20 protein-coding genes and 1 riboswitch are annotated in these 20665 nt (G+C 69.4%); of the genes, 10 read left to right on the top strand and 10 right to left on the bottom strand.

What is annotated here, in order from left to right:
- Positions 1-5: 5 nt before the first annotated feature.
- Both ACFV6H_RS15300 and ACFV6H_RS15305 read right to left on the bottom strand, forming a co-directional pair.
- A complete protein-coding gene (locus ACFV6H_RS15300; protein WP_385541807.1) occupies positions 6-1037 on the bottom strand; it encodes a LacI family DNA-binding transcriptional regulator in 1032 nt (343 codons plus the stop codon).
- A 171-nt stretch (positions 1038-1208) separates the two neighbouring features.
- A complete protein-coding gene (locus ACFV6H_RS15305; protein WP_385541809.1) occupies positions 1209-2264 on the bottom strand; it encodes a zinc-dependent alcohol dehydrogenase family protein in 1056 nt (351 codons plus the stop codon).
- A gap of 655 nt (positions 2265-2919) precedes the next feature.
- Positions 2920-3080, top strand: a riboswitch (cyclic di-AMP (ydaO/yuaA leader).
- Between the two features lie 4 nt (positions 3081-3084).
- Between ACFV6H_RS15305 and ACFV6H_RS15310 the strand changes: the two genes are divergently transcribed.
- Positions 3085-3912, top strand: coding sequence for a transglycosylase SLT domain-containing protein (locus ACFV6H_RS15310; protein ID WP_385541811.1), 828 nt, complete (start codon positions 3085-3087; stop codon positions 3910-3912).
- 174 nt (positions 3913-4086) lie between these two features.
- Here the strand turns inward: ACFV6H_RS15310 and ACFV6H_RS15315 are convergent, their stop codons facing one another.
- A complete protein-coding gene (locus tag ACFV6H_RS15315; RefSeq protein WP_385542109.1) occupies positions 4087-4740 on the bottom strand; it encodes a ScbR family autoregulator-binding transcription factor in 654 nt (217 codons plus the stop codon).
- Between the two features lie 139 nt (positions 4741-4879).
- Here ACFV6H_RS15315 and ACFV6H_RS15320 point away from each other — a divergent pair, with 139 nt between their 5' ends.
- The 3 genes from ACFV6H_RS15320 to ACFV6H_RS15330 all read left to right on the top strand — a co-directional run bounded on the left by ACFV6H_RS15320 (position 4880) and on the right by ACFV6H_RS15330 (position 7326).
- Positions 4880-5824 carry a ScbA/BarX family gamma-butyrolactone biosynthesis protein gene (locus tag ACFV6H_RS15320; RefSeq protein WP_385541813.1) on the top strand — a complete coding sequence of 315 codons (945 nt, stop codon included), beginning with the start codon at positions 4880-4882 and terminating at the stop codon, positions 5822-5824.
- 225 nt (positions 5825-6049) lie between these two features.
- Entirely contained in the window at positions 6050-6763 is a 714-nt protein-coding gene (locus tag ACFV6H_RS15325; protein WP_385541815.1) for an HAD family hydrolase, read from the top strand.
- 146 nt (positions 6764-6909) lie between these two features.
- Entirely contained in the window at positions 6910-7326 is a 417-nt protein-coding gene (locus ACFV6H_RS15330; protein ID WP_384788148.1) for a hypothetical protein, read from the top strand.
- Between the two features lie 13 nt (positions 7327-7339).
- Here ACFV6H_RS15330 and ACFV6H_RS15335 read toward each other — a convergent pair whose 3' ends face one another.
- The 7 genes from ACFV6H_RS15335 to ACFV6H_RS15365 all read right to left on the bottom strand — a co-directional run bounded on the left by ACFV6H_RS15335 (position 7340) and on the right by ACFV6H_RS15365 (position 14832).
- On the bottom strand, positions 7340-8197 hold the full coding sequence (locus tag ACFV6H_RS15335; protein WP_385542111.1) for an endo alpha-1,4 polygalactosaminidase: 858 nt from the start codon (positions 8195-8197) through the stop codon (positions 7340-7342).
- A gap of 181 nt (positions 8198-8378) precedes the next feature.
- Positions 8379-9314 (bottom strand): ferritin-like domain-containing protein, encoded by a 936-nt coding sequence (locus ACFV6H_RS15340; RefSeq protein ID WP_385541817.1) that lies wholly within the window; start codon positions 9312-9314, stop codon positions 8379-8381.
- Positions 9311-10006: a ferritin-like domain-containing protein gene (locus ACFV6H_RS15345; RefSeq protein ID WP_384985451.1), complete on the bottom strand. Its 696-nt coding sequence runs from the start codon at positions 10004-10006 to the stop codon at positions 9311-9313. The genes ACFV6H_RS15340 and ACFV6H_RS15345 overlap by 4 nt, the downstream gene beginning before the upstream one ends.
- Positions 10007-10267: 261 nt before the next feature.
- Positions 10268-11224 carry a carbohydrate ABC transporter permease gene (locus ACFV6H_RS15350; protein WP_385541819.1) on the bottom strand — a complete coding sequence of 319 codons (957 nt, stop codon included), beginning with the start codon at positions 11222-11224 and terminating at the stop codon, positions 10268-10270.
- Positions 11221-12207 (bottom strand): carbohydrate ABC transporter permease, encoded by a 987-nt coding sequence (locus ACFV6H_RS15355; protein WP_385542113.1) that lies wholly within the window; start codon positions 12205-12207, stop codon positions 11221-11223. Before ACFV6H_RS15355 ends, ACFV6H_RS15350 begins: the two co-directional genes overlap by 4 nt.
- A 176-nt stretch (positions 12208-12383) precedes the next feature.
- Positions 12384-13628, bottom strand: a complete 1245-nt coding sequence (locus tag ACFV6H_RS15360) for an extracellular solute-binding protein (RefSeq protein ID WP_384788130.1) — start codon at positions 13626-13628, stop codon at positions 12384-12386.
- A gap of 154 nt (positions 13629-13782) precedes the next feature.
- Positions 13783-14832, bottom strand: coding sequence for a LacI family DNA-binding transcriptional regulator (locus ACFV6H_RS15365; protein ID WP_385541822.1), 1050 nt, complete (start codon positions 14830-14832; stop codon positions 13783-13785).
- Between the two features lie 135 nt (positions 14833-14967).
- Between ACFV6H_RS15365 and ACFV6H_RS15370 the strand changes: the two genes are divergently transcribed.
- From ACFV6H_RS15370 to mmuM, 6 genes are all read left to right on the top strand, one after another.
- Positions 14968-17091, top strand: a complete 2124-nt coding sequence (locus ACFV6H_RS15370) for a glycogen debranching N-terminal domain-containing protein (RefSeq protein ID WP_385541824.1) — start codon at positions 14968-14970, stop codon at positions 17089-17091.
- A gap of 192 nt (positions 17092-17283) precedes the next feature.
- A complete protein-coding gene (locus ACFV6H_RS15375; protein ID WP_093592151.1) occupies positions 17284-17688 on the top strand; it encodes a cell division protein SepF in 405 nt (134 codons plus the stop codon).
- A 67-nt stretch (positions 17689-17755) separates the two neighbouring features.
- Complete coding sequence (locus ACFV6H_RS15380; protein ID WP_384788120.1) at positions 17756-18106, top strand: nucleotide pyrophosphohydrolase; 351 nt, start codon at positions 17756-17758, stop codon at positions 18104-18106.
- Between the two features lie 144 nt (positions 18107-18250).
- Positions 18251-18727, top strand: a complete 477-nt coding sequence (locus ACFV6H_RS15385; protein WP_385541826.1) for a DUF6099 family protein — start codon at positions 18251-18253, stop codon at positions 18725-18727.
- Between the two features lie 4 nt (positions 18728-18731).
- Complete coding sequence (locus ACFV6H_RS15390) at positions 18732-19655, top strand: LLM class F420-dependent oxidoreductase (RefSeq protein WP_385541828.1); 924 nt, start codon at positions 18732-18734, stop codon at positions 19653-19655.
- 12 nt (positions 19656-19667) lie between these two features.
- Complete coding sequence (mmuM, locus tag ACFV6H_RS15395; protein WP_385541830.1) at positions 19668-20582, top strand: homocysteine S-methyltransferase; 915 nt, start codon at positions 19668-19670, stop codon at positions 20580-20582.
- Positions 20583-20665: the final 83 nt, after the last annotated feature.

Below are 20665 nucleotides of genomic sequence, written 5' to 3' on the forward strand. Positions count from 1 at the left end.
TCCGTTCACGAGGACGGCTCCGAAGGAGGACGGATCACGCTTCCGGTCGCCATCCGGGGAGCGATCAGCCGGTGCGGGGGGTGTTCTCCCGACGGAGCGGAGGCGTCCGCGCCCATGGCACCGAGAGCGAGACGGACCACGGCGGCGGACATCTCCGTCACGGGAAGTTCGATACGGGGCAGCAGCCGGCCGCCCAGATCGTCCGGGAAGCTGCCGACGAGGACGACGGCCAGATCCTCGGGCACGCGCAGCCCGGCAGCGGCGATCTCGTCCAGCAGATGCGGCAGCAGGATCAGATGCTGGACCACGAGCGCGGTGGGAGCGGGCCGGGCGGCCAGGACCTCGCGCAGCGTGCGGCTCAGCTGCCCGGGATCGCCGCTGGAAGGGACGATCCGGATGTCGGCCGTGCTCTCGCGGGCCGCCCGACGGGCACCGGCCAGACCGTGCAGCGCGTAACCGCGCCGGGAGGCGATCTCGTGCTCGGCGGACGACAGGAAGACGATATGACGGTGCCCGCCCGCCACGGTCTCCCGTAGCGCCAGGGCCACGGAAGCCTCCCAGTCGAGATCGACCCATGGAAGACCGGGCGCGTCCTCACTGCGGCCCAGCAGCGCGGCCGGAAACTCCATCTCACGGAGGGCGGCGGCGCGCGGATCCTGCTCCTCCACGGCCATCAGCACGGCCGCGTCGGCCATTCCGCTGCCGGCGACACGGCGCATGGCCGCCACGCCGTCCAGATCGGTGATCAGTACGACGTCGTAGCCGTGGCCGCGTGCCGCGTCGCTGATGTCGATGGCGAACGTACCGTCCGCGCCCCGGTACTTTCCGGGCACCCGGGGCACCGCGAGCGCCAGGACCTGGCTGCGGGCGCTGCGCAGCGTACGGGCGCTGGCGCGCGGGTGGTAACCCAGCTCCTCGACAGCGGCATGGACGGCGATCCGGGTCTCCTCGGAGATCTTCCGGGTGCCGCTCAGCACATACGAGACGGTGCTCGGAGCGACACCGGCCCGCTGCGCCACGTCCTTGATGGTGGCCACGCCGCCCCTTCGTCCGTCGGTGTCGAATCGATTAGTCGAATCGATTCGATAGTGTTTACGTGAGCGTCACACTAAGACGGACCGGAAGCCTGGGCAAGAGTCGGGAGCGGACTTGTTTCCGGGTGCGGCTTTCCGGCATACGGCCCAGGGGCCGGGTGGTACGTGTGTTCGTCACGGTGCGTCGGGCATCGATATCACCGTGATTCCCGGTTCCGAGCCACTGCTCATACCGCGCAGAGCGGCGCCGGCCTGATCCAGCGGGATCGTCCGGCCGATGAGCCGTGCCAGATCGATGTCGCGCTCGTCCAGCAGCCGGAACAGGTCCGGGTAGTCGGCGGCGGCGATCCCGTGCGAGCCGTGGAGCTCGATCTCCCAGGCCAGGATCCGGTCCATGGGCACCGCGCACGCCGCGTCCGCTCCCAGCAGCAGACCGATCTGGACGTGCCGGCCGCGTCGCCGCAGGGACCGCAGGCACGCCATGACGTTCGACGCGGAGCCGTAGGCGTCCACGGTGAGATGCGCGCCCTCGCCGGTGAGCTTGTGCACGGCCTTCGCGACCGATTCCGGGTCCATGTCCGAATCCGTGAGCAGAGTGTGCCGCGCGCCCATGCTCCGCGCACGGTCCAGCGCCGCATCGCTGACATCGACCGCGATGACCTGCGCGCCGAGTGCCGAAGCGATCGTCACCGCGGAGAGTCCCACGCCTCCGCAGCCGAGAACGGCGACCCACTCGTCGCGCCGGACCCGGCCATGGGCCACGATCGCCCGGAAGGCCGTGGCGAAGCGGCATCCGAGCGCGGCAGCGGCGGCAAACGACAGGGCGTCGGGCAGCCGGACGAGGTTGAACTCGGCCGCGGGCACCGCCACGTACTCGGCGAACGAGCCGTCATAGGTGAAGCCGGGCTGGCTCTGGCCCGGGCAGACCTGAGGATCTCCCGACAGACACACTTCGCAGCGACCGCATCCGATGACGAACGGCACGGTGACGCGGTCACCGACGGCCCATCGGCCCACCTGTTCGCCGACGCGGGCCACCACACCGGCGAACTCATGGCCCGGGATGTGCGGCAGAGGGACCGGATCGTGCCCTTGCCAGGCGTGCCAGTCGGACCGGCAGACGCCTGTCGCCCGTACGCGGACGACGACACCGTCGGGCGGGCAGGCCGGTACCGGCCGGTCCTCCACCACCAGATCCTCGCCGTACGAGCGGAACACCGCTGCTCTCACCGCCGCATGACCTCCTCCTGATCGTCTGGGCCGGACGCGGGACGCGGTACACGGGATGCCGCGACACACGGGACACCGCAACGCCAGACATCGAAACGTCAACGATACGAGCATTGTTATCGGTACGCGCTCTCCTTCCCCGACGACTGCGGATCACAGCCGGGACCCGGCGCGGCAGACGAATGGTGGTGCCCGCGGCGCGGCTCCTTCGTCGGGCCGACGATTTCCCGGTATCCCGAACGGAATGCCGCCGCGCGAAGGAGGAATAGATGAGGCCTTCGCTGAATTGACGGAGTCGCAGGAGCCCATCGTGCCCACTCCGAGAAGTGGTTATATAGGCGATTTGCCCGCATTTCTCCTGTGGTGCATTTAGGTGGTATTCGCATAACTTGCTCCCGTCTGTGCGGTGTTGTGGTGTCATTAATTCCGGCAGAGACCATGATGTACGTCACATCATCCGTGGGCCGTGGTCGCCGCCGTCTCGTTCATTTCGCTCGCAGGGAACGAGAGTTGAGTTCTCGTAGGCCTTCTGTGTAACCGGATCATTCCTCTCTGGATTCATCTGCCGGATCGCGCGGTGAATTCAGGTCTTGTTTTTTTCCGGACGTTCCGCCTACGTTCACGTCAATCCGGGCGGACCGCCGAATCCTGCCGCTGTCCGGAAACCGAAACCCACTCACGCACGGCAGGAGCGGGGGACCCAGGTAAGGCGCCGTTCCGTCATCCGGACCGGCTTGGGGTGAAGCCGCTCATACCGCGGCCGGGCAGCTCCAGCCCGAACCCGACAGCTCACCTCGCAGGCGACGGAGAGGAATTCGTCATGCCCGCACAGGCCAAGCACCGCCGTCCCAGAACCAGCCCGTTCGCCCGAGGCCTCGCGGTCGTGGGCACGGGCGGCGCCGTACTCGCGCTCCCGTTCATCGCCGCGACCACCGCCGAGGCGGCGTCGTCGCCCGTCGCCGCGACACAGCAGGACAGCCCGGCGACTTACTCCGTCGTCGCGGGTGACTCGCTCTCCAAGATCGCCGCCGCGCACTCCGTCAGCGGCGGCTGGAAGAAGCTGTACGAGGACAACCGCGACGTCATCGGCGCCAACCCGGCCCTGATCCACCCAGGCCTTGAACTGACTCTTGGTGAGAGTGCCGCGCCCGACACGACGGCCACCGCCGCGGTCGAGGAAACCGCCACGGCGACCACCGAGGACGCGACGGCGACCGTGGAGAACGTCACCGCGACCACCGAGAACGCGCCCACTGGGGACGTGACCACCGCGGACGCGTCGGCCGATACGAGCGGTACCGTCACCGAGCCGGCCGCCAAGACCTACACCGACGATCTGGACGGCTGGATCAAGGAATCGCTGGACGTCATGGCCGCCAACGGCATTCCCGGCAGCTACGACGGCATCTACCGGAACATCATGCGCGAGTCCTCCGGCAATCCGTCGGCCATCAACAACTGGGACTCCAACGCCGCGGCCGGCACACCGTCCAAGGGCCTGCTCCAGGTCATCGACCCGACCTTCCAGGCCTACCACGTGCCCGGTACGTCGATGGACAGCTTCGACCCGGTCGCCAACATCACCGCCGCGTGCAACTACGCGGCCGACCGGTACGGCTCGATCGACAATGTGAACGGCCCTTACTGACGGGCCCTGCCGACGGGCCCTGACGCCCTGGTCGGCGGTAGCCACTGACGTACCGTCACATCTGCACACTCGTACACCCGCACACACGGCCGGACCCGGCCGGGACATCCACCCGTCCCGGCCGGGTCCGGCCGTTCGCTCCGTCCGCCGCGCCCTCAGCCCAGCGTCCTCGGCTCATCGCCCCCCGGCCGGCACCGGCATCAGAGGATGTTCACGCACCCGCGCGAGCAGGGCCGCCGGATCCGGGTCCGTCTGAAGGGCGTTCAGAAGCAGCAGCCACAGATCGTGCAGCGCCTCCTCGATCTGCTGGCGTCCCTCCAGGGCGTCGGAGACGGTGTGCAGTCCGAAGAAGGCGCACACGAGTCCATGCGCGGCCACCTGAGGTGTGACGCCATTGGCGAGTTCTCCCTCCTGGCGGGCCTCTTCAAGAAGTTTGGTGACGGTTTCCAGCCAGCCCACAAAAGGCCTCGGCAGCGTGACATTGATGGCGGTGCGCTCCGCCCAGAGCCGGGCGCCCGCGCGGATGACCACATCGTCCCGGAAGGCCCTCGCCACCTCGAAACTCAGCGCCACCAGCCGCTCCAGCGCCGGACGGTCGGACGAGCTGTAACGGTCGATCAGATTGGGCCAGGTCGCGAAATGCTCCTCGACAATGGCGAGGGCGAGATTCTCCTTGCTGGCGTAGTGGAAGTAGATGGCTCCGCTCGTACGGCCGGACTGCGCGCTGATATCGCTGATACTGGTGCCGGAGTAACCTCGCTCATCGAACAACTGTGCCGCCGCTTCCAGGAGAAACCTCCGCGTTGTTTTCGCCCGAACCTGCTCCACCCGAACCCGCACGTGTACCCCGGATTGCCGTTCCGTTAAATGACAGCAGGCAATGTAGCGGCTTTTCCCACCGGGCGTGGCGGGCTTGGCGGCTCCGGTCCGGCGTGCGTAGCAACGAAAATTGCGGTGTTCTTGTCGCATGAATACAACGGTTGGTGACGCACCGATCGGCGGCACCATGGAGGACCTCCGGCCACTGTCCTGGTCGCGCACCGTCGCCCGTGAGATGGTGCACCGGGACTCCGTGGCCGAGGTGCTGCTCACCGATGTACGGCGGAGTGCTTGGAGTGCGGACGGCGCCGGGTTCGAAGCCGCGGCTTCGTGGTCGCGGTCCCATCCGACTTTTCCGCGCGACGGCGCCGATCTGCACAGTCCGCTGATGATCGTCGAGACACTGCGCCAGCTCGGGATCTATATCCCGCTCCGGTATTTCGATGTCGCGCCCACCGCGCATCTGCTCATCACCGATCTGTTCTTCGAGATCGATCCGTCGGCGGAACCGCGGGCGCTCTTCGGTGCCACCGCCGTGATCTGCGCGGTACGGGCGAGCGATGTGCGCCGCGCCGCCGAGGACGGCTCGATCACCGGGCTGCGGCTCGATGTCTCCTTCTCCGCCCATGGGACGGTGTTCGCGCAGGCCGGAGGCGGTGCGCGAGTCCTGGACGGCGCACGGTACGAGGCGGTACGGACCGGCCGTACGCACTCCGCCGCGCCGGAGAGCGTCATCGGCCGGCTTCGCCCCGACATCCGTAGGCTGGGCGTGACGGGCGCGCACGATGTCGTCCTGGGACTCGACGGCGGCACCCTCCTGGTCGAACCGGCGGATCCCAGGCATCCCTTCTTCTTCGACCACGCCACGGATCATGTTCCCGGCATCATTCTGCTGGAAGCCGCGCGCCAGGCCGCGGCCGTGGAAAGCCGGGGCGCTTTGCTGCGTCCCACCGGCGGACGGCTCGAAGCAGCACGCTTTGTCGAATACAGTCCGCCCGCTCGAATTATGTGCGTGCCGTACCACGACATCTGTGTGTTCCGTTTTCTCCAGGACGGGGAACAGAAGGCTTTTGGTGTCCTCCGCTACAGGTAAAGGCTGGAAATACTCTGCGAAGTCACTTGACTACCAATAGTTTTCCTCTCTAGCGTAGCGATCGTTATGTTCTTGGGTGGTCGCCTCAACCGGCCTTCTCCATAAGGCCGCGACTGCCCGGATCGCGCCCGCCCGACAGCGGGTGACCAGCGTGCCCGTGGTGTTTCGCACCGTCGCGGCGGTCAGTGCTGCCGCTTATCGGGCTCTTCTGAACGGAACAATCGGATGACAGCTCATCGCATCCTTTCCTGGACTCCCGCGGCCATCGTCTTCGACTGCGACGGAACCCTCATGGACACTGAATGCCACTGGCAGGACGCTCGAATTCTGGCGCTGCGCGAGTATGGATTCACACCCATGCCGGGCTTCGCCGAGCGGACCAAGGGACTGCACTACACCGAATGCGGGCGCCTCATGGCCGAGGAGGCGGGACGCCCGGAACTCGGAGAGGACCTGACCGCCCTGCTGCTCGGGCACTTCCGCGCACTCGTCGCCGACAACCCGCTGACCATGCCCGGCGCCCGCCAACTGGTCGAGGAATCAGCGGGTTTGGCTCCTCTCGCCGTCGCCAGCAACTGCCCGAGAGAAGTCGTCGAGTCCTGCCTCGGTACGGCGGGACTGCTCGGCCACTTCGACCACATCGTGGTGCCCGAGGGCGAGATCAGACCCAAGCCGCTCCCGGACGTCTATCTCACCGCCGCACGGCTCTGCGGCGCCGAGCCCGTCGACACCCTGGCGGTCGAGGACTCCTCCTGCGGGATCCGGTCCGCCGCAGAGGCCGGTATGCGTGTCATGGGCGTCGGTCCCTGGCCTGGCGAGGACCTCGTGGCGCAGGTGGACGTCTGGGTCCGCTCGCTGAGCGAGCCGGAGGTACGCGGCTGGACCGGCGCCCGGGTACCGGTCCAGGTCTCCTTCGACGTGATGCCCGCCACCCGCTGATCCATGGCTCCCGGGGACAGGATCGGGCGCTGCCCCCGGAACTCGCCGGAACTCGCCGTCCCGGCGAAACGGCTTACCATGAGGGCCACGGGACATATACGTCCAAAAGCCTCCGCACAGGGAAACACAGGGAAGTGGGGCATCGGATGGACGAGGAACGCGCCGGCCGTCTCGTGTCCTCCCTGCGGGCCCGAGGAGTCATGGCTCATATGGCCCATCTGGGTGTCTACCAGTGCGGTGTACAGATCGTGCTCGCCGAGGGGGGCGAGGCGATCTGGGACATGGACGATGTCCTCGGACTGCGGGCAGAGGTCGTGGAGGACGGTGTACTCGTCGGCTTCGTGCCGCATGTACGTGGCTCCGAGATTTTCACCGAGGAGCAGCTTGTCGAGGTGATCGCCGCCACCCGGTACGACAAGCCGGGACTGCGGACCTCGGCGGACGGCGACACCGGACCGTATCTGGACGAGGAGCCGCTGTACCGCGCGACCGGTCCCATGCTTCCCTCGCGCCGCTACCGCCGCAGGCTCAGACTTCCCTGGCGGCTCCGACGGTCCGGATAGCCCCGGCCGGGATTCAGCAGCGCGCGTTTCTGTGGCCCGGCTCTCCGGCGGGTACGACATCACGGTCCCGCAGCACGATCGCCAGCCGGTCTCCCCACTCCCGGCAGCCGACGGTGAAATCCGTCGGCCGGTACTCGATGACCAGCACCCTGTCGTCATAGGTGTCGGCGTACCGCCCGCACTCGTCGTAGCGCGCGCACTCCTCGGCGACGGCGAAGTCGAAGCCGATCGTGTCCCTGAGCCCGCTCATCTCGACCGCGTTCTTCTGGCCGATCGCCAGGCCCGCGCGGTGGGCGCGCTCCGCCAGCAACCGGGCGAAGCCGGCCGCCTGCCGCCGGTCGAGCAGTCCGTCCGAGCGCAGATAGGAGTCCAGATTGTCGGCCTCGACGGCGTCGAACCCGCGCTCGGCACAGCCGTCGATCCAGCCGCCGACGATATGCGCCAGCCGGTCGCGGCGGTCCTCGGTGGAGATGTCGAGCAAGGGCTCCTGCCACTCCTCGTCGACGACGGACGCGCCGTCCGCGTCGCGCAGCAGCAGCTCGGGATGGTTCCGCTGCCACCAGGCCACGGCGTCCGGCTGGGCCTGGTAGGCGTTGACGTAGCAGATGTTGTACGCGCCCGGGGCCGGGTCCGCCGTACGGTCCCTGATGACGGTGCGCACACCGGCGGGCGGCTCGTAGGCTCCGCCGAGCTGGTAGTCGAAGGCCTCGTCCGCCCGAGGCGGCCGTACCTCGCGGCCCTTGTCCGAGCTGTCCGCGCCCGAGCCGTCCGTGCCTGAGCCGTTCGTGCCCGGGCCGTCGGCGCCGGCGCATCCGGTGAGGGCGAGCAGCAGGGCGACCACGGGCGCCAAAGAGATACGGGCTACGGAGATACGGGCTACGGAGATACGGGCTACGGAGATACGGGCTACGGAGATACGGGCGAAGGGAAGGAGCGGCAAGGCGGCGTCTCGATTCCGGAGCGGCGCGGCGGACCTGGTCAGTCTCGCATCGGGGCCGGTGCGTGCCCGCCGCCGGGCACGCACCCGTATGCCTCGCACCGTCCCGTACGCCTCACACCGTCAGCAGACTCGGCGTCGCCGCCAGGTCCTCGGGCAGGAACGCCTCCGGGACCGGATCCTGGCCGAGGATGAAGCGCAGGATGGAGACATGCATCGCCTCGACCGGCGCGATGGTGGCCGCGGTCTCGATCCCGGCGGCGGTCTTGCCGTTGTAGCCGGCGAAGAGATAGGTCTGCGCGGCCTGGTCCTCCAGCTGGAGGGCGAGCTTGGCGGCGTCGTCCACGCTGGTGACCCGGTCCAGCGCGGTGGTGATCGCCCGCTGGTTCGACAGCGGCACATCGGTGACGGCGGGCTTGCCCGCCTCCGTCAGCGCCGTGTTCCATGCCTTGGCGTGGTCGATGTGGTGGGCCATCGCCATGGTGACGAAGGTCGACACGGCGGGCGGTACGGCGCCGAACCTGTCGGCTCCCGCCGCGGCGAGGATCGATCCGTAGGCGCCCACGGCCTGGTTCTCCAGGGCCGCCGACAGCGCGACGAATCTGAGGTGCGCGGTGTACATGACCGTGTCCGCGGCGGCCCTGGGCGGGAGCACCTCGGGCGGTTCGCCCTGCGGCGAGGCGCCCTTCTCGTCGGTTCCCGCGCTGGTGCAGCCGGTCAGCAGGAGAGCGGCGCCCAGGCTTCCGGCGCCCAGCAGAAAGCGGCGGCGACCGTTGTCGACCGGGCCGTTGTCGACCGGGCCGGTGTCCCTCGTACCGCTCTCCGCCGTGACGCGGTCCGCCGCCGTCGCGCCCGTCGGACGGGCCAACGCGTCCGTCGGACGGCCGCCGCGCCGCGCCGGGCCGAGCGCCCTGAGCCGCTCCGTGAGCGAGGCGGCGTCCGCGCGCATCGCGGGCAGTGTGTCGTGGTGAGCCTCCGTCATCTCCTTGGTGAGACGGCCGAGTTGGTCCTCACTGATGGGCAGCTCCCAGCCGCCGCGCGCGCGTCTCACTTCATGGCTCCTTCGGACATCGGCCGGGCGTTGGCGATCGGCTGGAAGACTTCGGGAATGGTCGCGCTGCCGATGGCCGCGGGCAGTCTGGGCGCGTCCGTCGGGATCTCGATCAGGCTCTCGTGGCCCGAGGCGAGCAGGGACTGCACGGCCAGCAGCGTGGCGCGGTGCTGCGCCTCGACCGGCGCGACGGACGCGAAGAGCCGGCGCAGCTTGGTGTCCGCGACCCTGGTCACATTCCTGGTGTGGGTCCGCGCGGCGGCGTCCTCCAGATGCAGGGCGAGCCTGACCACGTCCGCCGGTGTCTTGACGGACGGCAGCGTACGGGTGACGACGGCCTCGTACGTCTCGTCGGGCTGCGTCTGGGCCTGGCCGCCCGCCTTGGTCGCGGCCTCGTTGAACGCCTTGACATGTGCCTGGTGCTGCTGGGCGGTGGTGTCGAAGAACTCCGCGACCGTCTTGGGCCCGTTCTTGACGAACGGCAGCGCGAGGGCGTCGCGGTAGAGGCTGACCAGCAGATTCTCCAGCGCCGCCGCGCTCTCCAGCGCCGTGATGTCGTTCTTCGACGCGGCCTCCGCCGCCGCGAAGTCGGTCAGCGCACTCCCGGTGATTCTGCGGGCGTCGCTGTTCAAGTCCTGCGACCGCTCGGTCAGTTCCTCCAGCAATCGGGTGTCGATGTGCTCCGCGCCCATCACGCCCCCTTTCTGCTCGGCGCCCGCGCCACCGCGGGACTCTCACCGACACATTCGCGAGGAGGCGGCCGGTGGGTCGCCGACCGCACCGACAGGAGAGGGTGTTTCACCTCATCGGCCGAGCAATACGGGCAGAAACGATACGGACGTGAGCGCGAGAGGTACGGGCGGGAGCGGTACGGGCGGAAACAACACGGGCGGGAGCGGTACGACCCGTACCGCTCCCGCCCGTGCCGTGCTCACTCCGTGCTCAGCCCGTGCTCACTCCTTGACCGCGCCCGAGTTGGCGCCGTTGACGAAGTAGCGCTGGAAGCAGAAGAACAGCGCGGCCACCGGCAGGGTGGAGAGCAGCGCGGCGGCCAGCTTCAGCGGATACTGCGTACCGCCGCCCAGACCGCCCGAGACAAAGCGGGCCAGGCCCGTGGTGAGCGTCTCGTACTGGCCGGACTGGGTGGCGACGAGGAAGTGCGTGAACTCGTTCCACGATCCCTGGAACGACAGGATCGTCAGAGTGATCAGCGCGGGTCTGGCCATCGGCAGGACGACGGACCAGAAGATACGGAACACACCCGCGCCGTCCACCCGCGCGGCCTCCTCGACCTCGCGCGGCACCGACTCGAAGAACTGCTTCATGATGAAGATGCCCGCCGCGTCCACCAGCAGCGGCAGGATCATGGCGGTGTAGGTGTCGAAGATCCCGAAGGTGTTGAGCACCAGGAACTTCGGGATCAGCAGCGCCACTCCGGGCACCGCCATCACCGCGAGGACAAAGGCGAACAGCACTCCTCGGCCCCGGAAGCGCAGCCGCGCCAGCGCGTACCCGGCCATCGAGTCGAACAGCACACGGCCCGCCGTCACCAGCACCGCCACCAGCGCGGAATTGCTCAGCCAGCGCAGGAAGGGCACTCCGTCCCCGGACTCGCCCAGCCCGAAGAGCCGCTGGTAGGCGGCGGTCGTCGGAGTGGTGGGCAGCAGCGAGAGCGGATGCGAGGCGGCGTCCGGATCGGTCTTGAAGCCGGTCACCAACTGGAGTGCGAACGGCAGCAGATAGAGCAGGGCCACGCCGACCACCAGGGCGTATCCCAGCACCCGCAGCGGCACGGGGAACCGTGGCAGCACAGGGCGTCCCTGCTCGCGCGAGGCCCGCCGGAGACGGGCCCGCTCGGCCCGCCCGGCGCGGGCGTCCCGGTCGCTTACGGCCGTACCGGTGGCGGTCATCGTTTCCTCCCGGTGCGCGCTCCGCGCTCCCGCAGCACCCAACGCTGGAAAGCGGTCAGACAGAGGATCAGGGCGAGCAGGATGAACGCGATCGCCGCGCCCTGACCGAAGTCCGCGTTGTCGAAGCCCGCGGAGTACGACAGGAAGGCGGGCGTGAGCGTCGTATTGCCCGGCGCGCCCTGGCCCATCACATACACCTGGTCGAAGACCTGCCAGGTGGAGATCAGCCCCAGCGTGAGCACCAGGAACAGCACGGGACGCAGCGCGGGCAGCGTCACGTACCGCAGAAGCTGACGGCGGTTGGCGCCTTCCAGCGCCGCCGCCTCCTCCAGCTCGCGCGGGATGTCCTGGAGCGCCGCGAGGAAGATCAGCATGAAGGTGCCCGAGGTGGTCCAGACGGACAGCAGGATGATCGTGCACATGGCGACCGAGGGGCCCGAGAGCCACTCGAACCAGGACAGTCCCATGACCGAGTGGTCGGCCAGCATCCCGGCCGGCCGCTCGGGATCGACGATTCCCAGACCGCCCAGGGCCAGCGAGAGCACTCCGCGTGGATCCGCGAACCAGTTCGGTCCCTTCACCCCGATCCACGACAGCAGGGAGTTGACCGCCCCGCTGCCCTGGAACAGGAAGAGAAAGACCGTGGAGACGGCGATGGAGCTGGTGACCGACGGAAAGAAGAACGTCGTACGCAGAGCGCCGCGCCCGCGCAGGATCTTCTGGTTGACGATCAGTGCCAGTGCCAGCGCTAGCCCGGTCTGGAGCGGCACGGTCAGCAGCACGTAGTAGGCGTTGTTGCGCAGGGCGGTCGCGAAGAGCGTGCGGTCGAGACCGTCCTGGGTCAGCAGCGTCCGGTAGTTGTCCAGGCCCACGAAGTCGGCCTGGCCGGAGAAGGGATTGGACTGACCGTCCCAGCGCAGCAGGCTCACCCACAGCGCCATCAGGATCGGCAGCACCAGGAACAGACCGAGGATCACCACCATGGGGCTGACGAACAGCCAGCCCCAGGCACCCTCCCCGCGACGGCCCGCGCGCCGGGCGCGGGCCGTCGCGGTCGTACCGGTTCCGCCGGATGCGCCGTCAGGAGCGCCTGGCGAGCCGGTCGCGCGGGGAGTACGGCGCGCGCGGGGCGCGCGCATCGTGCGGATGGACATCGGGCTCAGTTGCCCTTCGCGATGGCCTGTTCGCCGTTGCGCTGGAGGTCGGCGAGGATCTTCTTCGGGTCGGCGGTGCGCAGCGACTGGAGATCGGTGTTGAACTGGCTCATCACCTTGTCGAAGCCGGCGATCGTCACCGGGCCCTGTGCGTACGCGCTGCCGTCGACCCAGGCCTTGGTGGCCGGGAACCGCTCGGCGTAGGTGGTGAGCGCGCTGGTACGCGACGGCATCACACCGAACGCGTCGGCGAAGGCGATCTGCTGGTCCGCGCTGGTGAGCGCCTTCACCAGGTCGACGCTCGCCTCGCGGTGCGCGCTGTCGGCGGCGACGCCCCAGCAGTTGCTGAAGGCGAGCGTGCCCTGGCCGGCCGGTCCCTCGGGCAGCGGCGCCACGGCGTACTTGACGTCCGGGTAGTCGAGCTTCATGCCGCCCTCGAGCCAGTTGCCCTCGATGGTCATCGCGGCCTTGCCCTTGCCGAGCGCCTCGCCGCCCCAGCTGGTGTCCACGTTCTTGGCGAACTTCATCGAGCCCGACTTGAGCAGGGACTGGACGAAGGAGAGCCCTTCGGCGTTCTCGGGAGTGTCGGCTGTCATCTTCTTCTGGTCCGCGTCGGTGACCCAGCCGCCGGCCTGCTTCATGAAGACACCGAGGCGCTGGTACTCGTCGCTGGTGACCAGACCGGTGACACCGCCGGTGGTCAGCTTGTCGGCGACGGTCTTCAGGTCGTCCCAGGTCTTCGGGTAGTCCTTCTCCGTCAGACCGGCCTTCGCCCACAGATCGGTGTTGATGGCGAGACCGAGCGTGGAGGTGTCCTTGGGCAGACAGACCAGCTTGCCGTCGTACGTGAACGAGTTGCGGAGCTGCTCGGAGAAGTCGGAGGCGTCGGATATCTCGTCGCCGTACGCGTAGAGCGAGCCGCCCTTGGCGTAGTTCGCGAACTGGTCGGCGTGGACGTAGAAGACGTCCGGCGGCTTGTGCCCGGCGAAGGCCTGGGCGAGCTGCTGGTTCATGTCCTTGGCGGCCTCGACGGTCACCGTGTTGCCGGACTTCTTCGCGTACGCGGCGGCGGCGTCCTTGACGGCCTGGGTCTCGGCGTCGCCCGAGGTGGCGATGAGGACCGTCAGATTCTGCTTGGCGGCCTTGTCCTGGGCCGGCTCCTTGCTGTCGTCGAAGCTGGACGAACAGCCGGTGGCGGTCAGCAGCGCCGCGCAGGTGGCGAGGGCGGCGACGGCCGTGCGGGTGACCATGAATTCCTCCTGAAAGGGATGAAACGTGCGGCTCAGCGGCCCGGAAGGGCGTGCTGTGGATCGATGGCCCGCCACCGGAGCGTCGTACGAGGGCTCCGGCGGGAGCGGCGAGGGTGCGGTAGGAGCGCGGGTGAAGGGCGCCGGTACCGGAGGCTCAGCCGGCTAACGCCGGTGTGCTGTCCCGGACGACGAGCGTGGGTTCGAGCAGTACGCGCTCCGGCGGCGCGTCCGGATCCGCCATCCGGGCCAGCAGCAGCCGGACGCATTCGCGGCCGACGGCTTCCAGCGGCTGGGCGACGGTGGACAGACCGGGCGAGAGGAGCGCGGCGGTGGGCGAGTCGTCGAAGCCCACCACGGCGACGTCCTCGCCCGGTACGGCCTTCCGCTCGCGCAGGGCGTGGTAGCAGCCCAGCGCGAGCATGTCACTGGCGGCGATCACGGCCGTGGCGCCTGCGTCCAGCAGCGGTCCCGCGGCGGCCTGCGCCGAGCCGATGTCGTCAACGCTCTGCGCGCGCCTGCCGCGTATCGGAAGGCCGTGCCGGCGCATGGCGCGCTGCCAGCCCTCGGCACGGTCGTCACCGACACCGGAGCCGCGCGGCCAGCCGAGGAACGCGATCTTCCGGTGTCCCAGAGCGACGAGATGGTCCACGGCGGCGTCCGTCCCCGAGGCGCCGTCGACATCCGCCCAGTCGCCTATCTGACGGTTCGACCACATCCGGCCGAAGCCCACGAAGGGCACTCCGCGCTTGGCGAGCCAGGCCTGGCGCTGGTCGCCGCGGTCGGTGCCGCTGAGTACGAAACCGTCGACGCTGTGCAGGTCGAGCAGCTCCTCGTAGCCCTCCAGACCAGTGGTGCCGGGAGGCGAGGCGAACAGCAGTATCCGGTAGCCCGCCTCGTCGGCGGTCTGCGAGAGCGCGTGCAGGAACCGGTCCATGACCGGTGCCGAGGTGCCGGGCGGCGTCGGGCGTATGCCGTAACCGATGAGTTTGCTGGAGCGGGTACGGAGCGTCTGCGCGGCCCGGTGCGGACGGTAGCCCATCTCGTCGATGGTGCGCCGGACGCGTTCCAGCGTCTCAGGACGCAGCAATCCGGGTGAGTTGAGGGCATTTGACACGGTTTGCGGAGAGACTCCGGCCCGTCGCGCGACCATGGCCAGAGTCACCGGACCGGCCTTGGCCGAGGAGGTGTCGGGGGAGCGGGGCATGGGTGTCTCCGGAAGCCGGTCGTGCGCAAAGTGAGTTCGGTCGAGTTTATTGGAGCGTTCTAATGCCATTGTCAACGGCCTGAGGTCGTCGTTAGGGTTCTTGGAACGCTCCAATGCCTGAGAGGTTCTGCTCTGTTGGATACAACTGTCAAGACCCACGACATAACGAACTCCGTCGCGGGGGCCGGCCCCACGGCCGAAGGCCTCCAGCCGTTTCTGCACGACGCCTGTGTGACGCTCCACGCGCCGAGCTTCGCGATCTCGCACGCGGACGGTCAGATCGACGGCGGCGCCGACGGCTTCTACCACGGCGACAGCAGAGCGCTGGCCCGGCTCACCGTGGTGGCCGACGGCATCGCGATCGCACCGGTACGCGGAGCCCTTGACGGTGCCGACCGGGCCGCCTTCCGCGCCGTGCTGCGCGGTCTCGGCGAGGACACCGCGGATCCCGCCGTCAGCCTGCACCGGCGCCGGGCCATTACTCCCGGGCGGCTGGAGGAGACTCTCGAAGTCATCAACGCCGGGCGGCAGAATGTCCGTTTCCGGCTGATCGTGACCGCCGCCACCGATCTCGCGCTGATGGAGCGCGTCAAGACCGGCGAGACACAGCCCACAGTCACCGCCACCGCGTTCGCGGGCGGACTCGACTGGTCGCGAGGAGTCTTCGCCGTACGGCTCGTCTCCACGCCGAAGCCCACCGCCGTCGACGCGGCGGCCGGCCGGCTGGAGTACGAGATCGAGCTGGCGCCCGGCGCGAGCTGGATCGCCGTACTGCGCTGTGACGCCGCTCACGAGGACGGCGACCAGTTCCCGGCGCCGCCGTCGGACAGCCTGCCCTGGCGCGTCCCGGCGCTGCGCAGCGCCGACCGGCGCTTCGACCACTGGATCAGCCAGTCGGCCGCCGATCTCGACCGGCTGCGGCTGACCGACTCCGAGGCGCCCGAGGACCAGTTCCTGGCCGCGGGAGCGCCGTGGTTCCTCACGCTCTTCGGCCGCGACTCCCTGTGGGCGGCCCGAATGCTGCTGCCGCTGGGCACCGGACTCGCCGCCGGTACGCTGCGTACGCTCGCCCGCCGCCAGGGCACCGCGTCCGACCCGGACACCCAGGAGCAGCCCGGCAAGATCCTGCACGAAGTGCGCCGCGCCGCCCAGGAGTTCCACGACGGCTTCTCCCTGCCGCCCAGTTACTACGGCACGGTCGACGCCACTCCTCTGTGGGTCACCCTGCTGCACGACTCCTGGCGCTGGGGCCTCGCGCCCGAGCAGGTCGAACAGCTCCTGCCGAACGCCGAGTCGGCGCTCGCCTGGATGCGCGACCACGGCGACGCGGACGGCGACGGCTTCCTGAAGTACATCGACCTCACCGGACGGGGCCTGGCCAATCAGGGCTGGAAGGACTCGGGCGATGCCATCCGGCACCGCGACGGCCGGCTGGCCAACGCTCCGATCGCGCTGTGCGAGGTCCAGGCGTACGCCTACGAGGCGGCCCGCGGCGGCGCCGCGCTGCTGCGCGCCTTCGGCCGTCCCGGCGCCGACGAGTGGGAGGAGTGGGCCGAGCGGCTGCGCGACCGGTTCCGCGCCCACTTCTGGGTGGAGGACGAGCGCGGTGCCTATCCGGCCGTCGCCCTCGACCGCGACAGGAAGCCGGTGGACTCGGTCACCTCGGGCTTCGGCCATCTGCTGGGCACGGGCCTGCTCAACCAGGAGGAGAGCGCGCTGCTGGCCGCCCGGCTCAGCGCTCCCGATCTCGACTCGGGGCATGGGCTGCGCACACTGAGCAGCGACTCCGTGGGCTATAACCCGTACGGCTATCACATCGGTTCCATCTGGCCGCACGACACCGCGATCGCCGTGCACGGTTTGGTCAGGGCCGGATTCCCGGACGAGGCCGCGTCGCTCTCGGCGGGTCTGCTGACCGCGTCCGCGGGCTTCGAGGCGCGTCTGCCCGAGCTCTTCGCCGGCCATGGCGCGGCGACCGACGCCTGGCCCGCGCCGTATCCGGCGTCCTGCCGTCCGCAGGCCTGGGCGGCGGCCTCGTCCGTGCTGGTGCTCCAGTCCGTGCTGGGACTCAGCGCCGATGTGCCCGGTGGCACGCTCACCGTCGCGCCCGGGTTCGCCGAGGCGTACCGGCCGCTGACGGTGACGGGTCTTGATGTCGCGGGCGGACGGCTGGACATTTCGGTCGACGCGGACGGTACGGCGCATATCGAGGCGCCGGCCGGTCTGGAGGTGAAGAGGGAGTACCCGACGCCGCGTTGAGGCAGTCCCTGCCACTGCGCCTGCGCCTGCGCCTGCGCCGGGAGGGATGTCCCTGTGAGCGGACGGGACTCCGGCCGCGGCCGGAGTCCCGCCGGTTTCTGTCGTCGGCCGGGCCGTGTCGCTGTTGGGCCGAACGAGTGAGGGACGAGAGGATGGCCGGATGCAGACTCAGCGCAGGGGCGGGGTGGTCCGGTGAGCAGGTACGGCAGATACGGCGAGTTCGACGCCACCGACGAGCAGTGGGAGGGCCTGGCTCAGGTCGTCCCGCTGCGTGGCCGCGACGAGTGGCCCTCCCGGGTCGACCACCGGGCCGTCACACGCGACTACGCGGCCGAGAACCGGCGCTTCATCGTGCTGCGGGTGCAGGTGTTCGGTGACGCGCGGGAGGTGGCCGACCATCTGATCGCGCGGATTCCGGTGCTGCTCGATCTGACCGGCGCGGAGCCGGATGTGGCCAAGCGCATCCTGGACTTCAGCAGCGGAGTCGTCTTCGGTCTCGGCAGCGGGATGCACCGGGTGGACAGGAATGTCTTCCTGCTGGCGCCGATCGGCACGGAGGTCGAGGGCATCGCGGCGGAGGCCGTCCCTCGGTCGTAGCTCGGTCCTGACTCGGTCGTAGGGAGGCCGCCCGGGTGGAACAGCCGACGGTGGTAGACCTGGGCACGTGACGGAACACGACGTAGCTGGATTGCAGCGCAGGCTGGCCGAGTTCGCGGCGGCGCGCGACTGGGAGCCGTACCACACGCCCAAGAATCTGGCGGCGGCGCTCAGCGTGGAGGCCTCGGAACTGCTGGAGATCTTCCAGTGGTTGACGCCCGAGCAGTCGGCGCGGGTGATGGAGGATCCCGGGTCGGCCCACCGGGTGACCGACGAAGTCGCCGATGTGCTCGCCTATCTGCTCCAGCTCTGCGAGGTGCTGGGCATCGACGCGCTCGCGGCGCTCGCGGCCAAGATCGACCGGAATGAGGTCCGCTTTCCGCCCAAGCGTCCCTCGATGGGGCCCGATTCACCATGATCGTCACTCTACGGAGTGATTGAGTTATACACATTGAGCTCGCTGTCCAGAGATTTCCGCATTGCTCTGGCCTTTCTGTCGCCATTCCCTCACTCTGGGTAGTGGAGTGAACGGGCAGGATTGTCGTATGAACGGGGGCTGTGCATGGATGCGGAACGGCTCATCGGAGTGAGCCGGCATGCCCTGGCGGGGAGCGCGGAGGCGCTGGATGTGATCGCGGAGGCCTGCCAGGCGCAGGCCCTCGCGCAGGCGATCGGCCATCGGCTGGCCTTGAGCGGACCACAGGAGCTGAGAGGCGAGGCGCGGGAGCTGGGCGAGGCCGGTGGGCGCGGCTGCGGACCGCCGGATCAGCCGGGGCTCTGCCTCGGCGGGACACGGGCGGGACAGCTCTCCGGCGTGCGGGACTTGAGGGGAGCGCTGACCGGGCTGGGCGAGCTGCTGGGCGAGGTGGGTATCGCGCTGGTCGCGGTGGCCTGTGCCACGGACGAGGAAGGGCTGTACTGGCAGTGCATCGAGGCGATCGACGCCGCCGACGAGTCGAGCGACCGGGTGGGCGGGATGCTGCGCAGACTGGGCGCACGGGAGCGGGAAGGAGGCAGGCGGTTCGAGGGTGCAGGATAGATGTATGGATCTTCGAATCTTCACCGAGCCCCAGCAAGGGGCGACCTACGAGACCTTGCTGACCGTGGCCAAGGCCACCGAGGACCTGGGCTTCGACGCCTTTTTCCGGTCGGATCACTATCTGCGGATGGGATCCGGCGACGGGCTTCCGGGACCGACGGACGCCTGGATCACCTTGGCCGGGCTGGCCAGGGAGACCGAGCGGATCCGGCTCGGCACGCTGATGACGGCCGCCACCTTCCGGCTGCCGGGCGTGCTGGCCATCCAGGTCGCACAGGTGGACCAGATGTCCGGCGGCCGGGTCGAACTGGGCCTGGGCGCCGGCTGGTTCGAGGAGGAGCACACGGCGTACGGCATTCCCTTCCCGAGGGAGAAGTTCGACCGGCTGGAGGAGCAGCTCGCCATTGTGACCGGGCTCTGGGCGACGGAGGCCGGTAAGACCTTCGACCACGACGGCACGTACTACCAGCTCAGCGACTCGCCCGCGCTGCCCAAGCCCGCGCAGGGCAAGGTGCCGATCCTGATCGGCGGGCACGGCGCCACGCGCACGCCGCGCCTGACCGCCCGGTTCGCGGACGAGTTCAATATGCCGTTCGCCTCCATCGAGGACACGGAGCGGCAGTTCGGCCGGGTGCGGGACGCCGCCGAGGCGGCCGGCCGCCGGGCGGACGAGCTCGTCTACTCGAACGCGCTGGTGGTCTGTGTGGGCAAGGACGACGCAGAGGTGGCCAAGCGCGCGGCGGCCATCGGCCGTGAGGTGGACGAGCTGAAGGCGAACGGGCTCGCGGGCTCGCCTGCCGAGGTTGTCCACAAGATCGGCCGGTATGCGGCCGTCGGTGCCTCGCGGTTCTATCTCCAGGTCCTGGATCTGGACGATCTCGACCACCTGGAGCTGATCTCCGCACAGGTCCAGTCGCAGCTCGGCTGAGCTGGAGCAGCCATGAAACCCGCCCGCACACTCGCCGCCGCCCTCGCCGGTGAGACCGTCGTTCTCGACGGCGGTCTCTCCAACCAGCTCATGGCACAGGGCTGCGATCTCTCCGACGACCTCTGGTCCGCGCGGCTCCTCGCCGACGGTCCCGAGCAGATCGAGGCGGCCCACACGGCGTATGTGCGGGCGGGCGCGCGGGTGCTGATCACCTCCAGCTATCAGGCCACCTACGAAGGCTTCGCCCGGCGCGGTGTGACAAGACGGGAGGCGGCCGGACTGCTGGCCGGAAGCGTGGAGCTGGCGCGTCGCGCGGGCGAGGCGGCGGAGCACGAGGTATGGGTGGCCGCGTCGGTCGGTCCGTACGGTGCGATGCTCGCGGACGGCAGCGAGTACCGCGGGCGGTACGGACTGTCCGTACGGGAGCTGGAGCGTTTCCACCGGCCGAGGATCGAGGCCCTCGCGGCGGCCGGTCCCGATGTGCTGGCGCTGGAGACGGTGCCGGACACCGACGAGGCGGAGGCGCTGCTGCGGGCCGTCGCGGGCTGTGGAGTGCCGGTCTGGCTCTCGTACTCCATCGCGGGCGAGCGCACCCGGGCCGGACAGCCGCTCACCGAGGCCTTCGCCCTGGCGGCCGGTGCCGGTCAGGTGATCGCGGTGGGGATCAACTGCTGTGAGCCGGCGGACGCCGACCGCGCCGTGGAGGTCGCCGCCTCGGTGACGGGCAAACCGGTCGTCGTCTATCCCAACAGCGGCGAGGGCTGGGACGCGGAGAAACGGTACTGGCGCGGCGACGCCACCTTTGATCCGGCGCGGGTGGCGGCCTGGCGGTCGGCGGGAGCACGGCTGGTGGGCGGATGCTGCCGCGTCGGCCCGGCCGAGATCGCCCGGCTCGGCGCCGAGGTGGCCGCCCTACGGGACATCTGAGCAGGGCACGCCTGACCTGAGCAGGGCGCGCCTGACCAGAGCAGGACGAGCAGGACGAAAACCCCTGGTCATGGCGGTCCTCC

It is taken from the genome of Streptomyces sp. NPDC059743, assembly GCF_042732975.1.
Classification (GTDB): Bacteria; Actinomycetota; Actinomycetes; order Streptomycetales; family Streptomycetaceae; genus Streptomyces.

Excerpts from the sequence above, each read along its gene's own strand:
- mmuM (WP_385541830.1), top strand. The coding sequence starts at position 19,668 with ATGAAACCCGCCCGCACACTCGCCGCCGCCCTCGCCGGTGAGACCGTC.
- ACFV6H_RS15365 (WP_385541822.1), bottom strand. The coding sequence starts at position 14,832 with ATGCCCCGCTCCCCCGACACCTCCTCGGCCAAGGCCGGTCCGGTGACT.
- ACFV6H_RS15345 (WP_384985451.1), bottom strand. The coding sequence starts at position 10,006 with ATGGGCGCGGAGCACATCGACACCCGATTGCTGGAGGAACTGACCGAG.
- ACFV6H_RS15390 (WP_385541828.1), top strand. The coding sequence starts at position 18,732 with ATGGATCTTCGAATCTTCACCGAGCCCCAGCAAGGGGCGACCTACGAG.
- ACFV6H_RS15350 (WP_385541819.1), bottom strand. The coding sequence starts at position 11,224 with ATGACCGCCACCGGTACGGCCGTAAGCGACCGGGACGCCCGCGCCGGG.
- ACFV6H_RS15385 (WP_385541826.1), top strand. The coding sequence starts at position 18,251 with ATGGATGCGGAACGGCTCATCGGAGTGAGCCGGCATGCCCTGGCGGGG.
- ACFV6H_RS15320 (WP_385541813.1), top strand. The coding sequence starts at position 4,880 with ATGAATACAACGGTTGGTGACGCACCGATCGGCGGCACCATGGAGGAC.
- ACFV6H_RS15330 (WP_384788148.1), top strand. The coding sequence starts at position 6,910 with ATGGACGAGGAACGCGCCGGCCGTCTCGTGTCCTCCCTGCGGGCCCGA.
- ACFV6H_RS15360 (WP_384788130.1), bottom strand. The coding sequence starts at position 13,628 with ATGGTCACCCGCACGGCCGTCGCCGCCCTCGCCACCTGCGCGGCGCTG.
- ACFV6H_RS15310 (WP_385541811.1), top strand. The coding sequence starts at position 3,085 with ATGCCCGCACAGGCCAAGCACCGCCGTCCCAGAACCAGCCCGTTCGCC.
- ACFV6H_RS15325 (WP_385541815.1), top strand. The coding sequence starts at position 6,050 with ATGACAGCTCATCGCATCCTTTCCTGGACTCCCGCGGCCATCGTCTTC.
- ACFV6H_RS15355 (WP_385542113.1), bottom strand. The coding sequence starts at position 12,207 with ATGGTGGTGATCCTCGGTCTGTTCCTGGTGCTGCCGATCCTGATGGCG.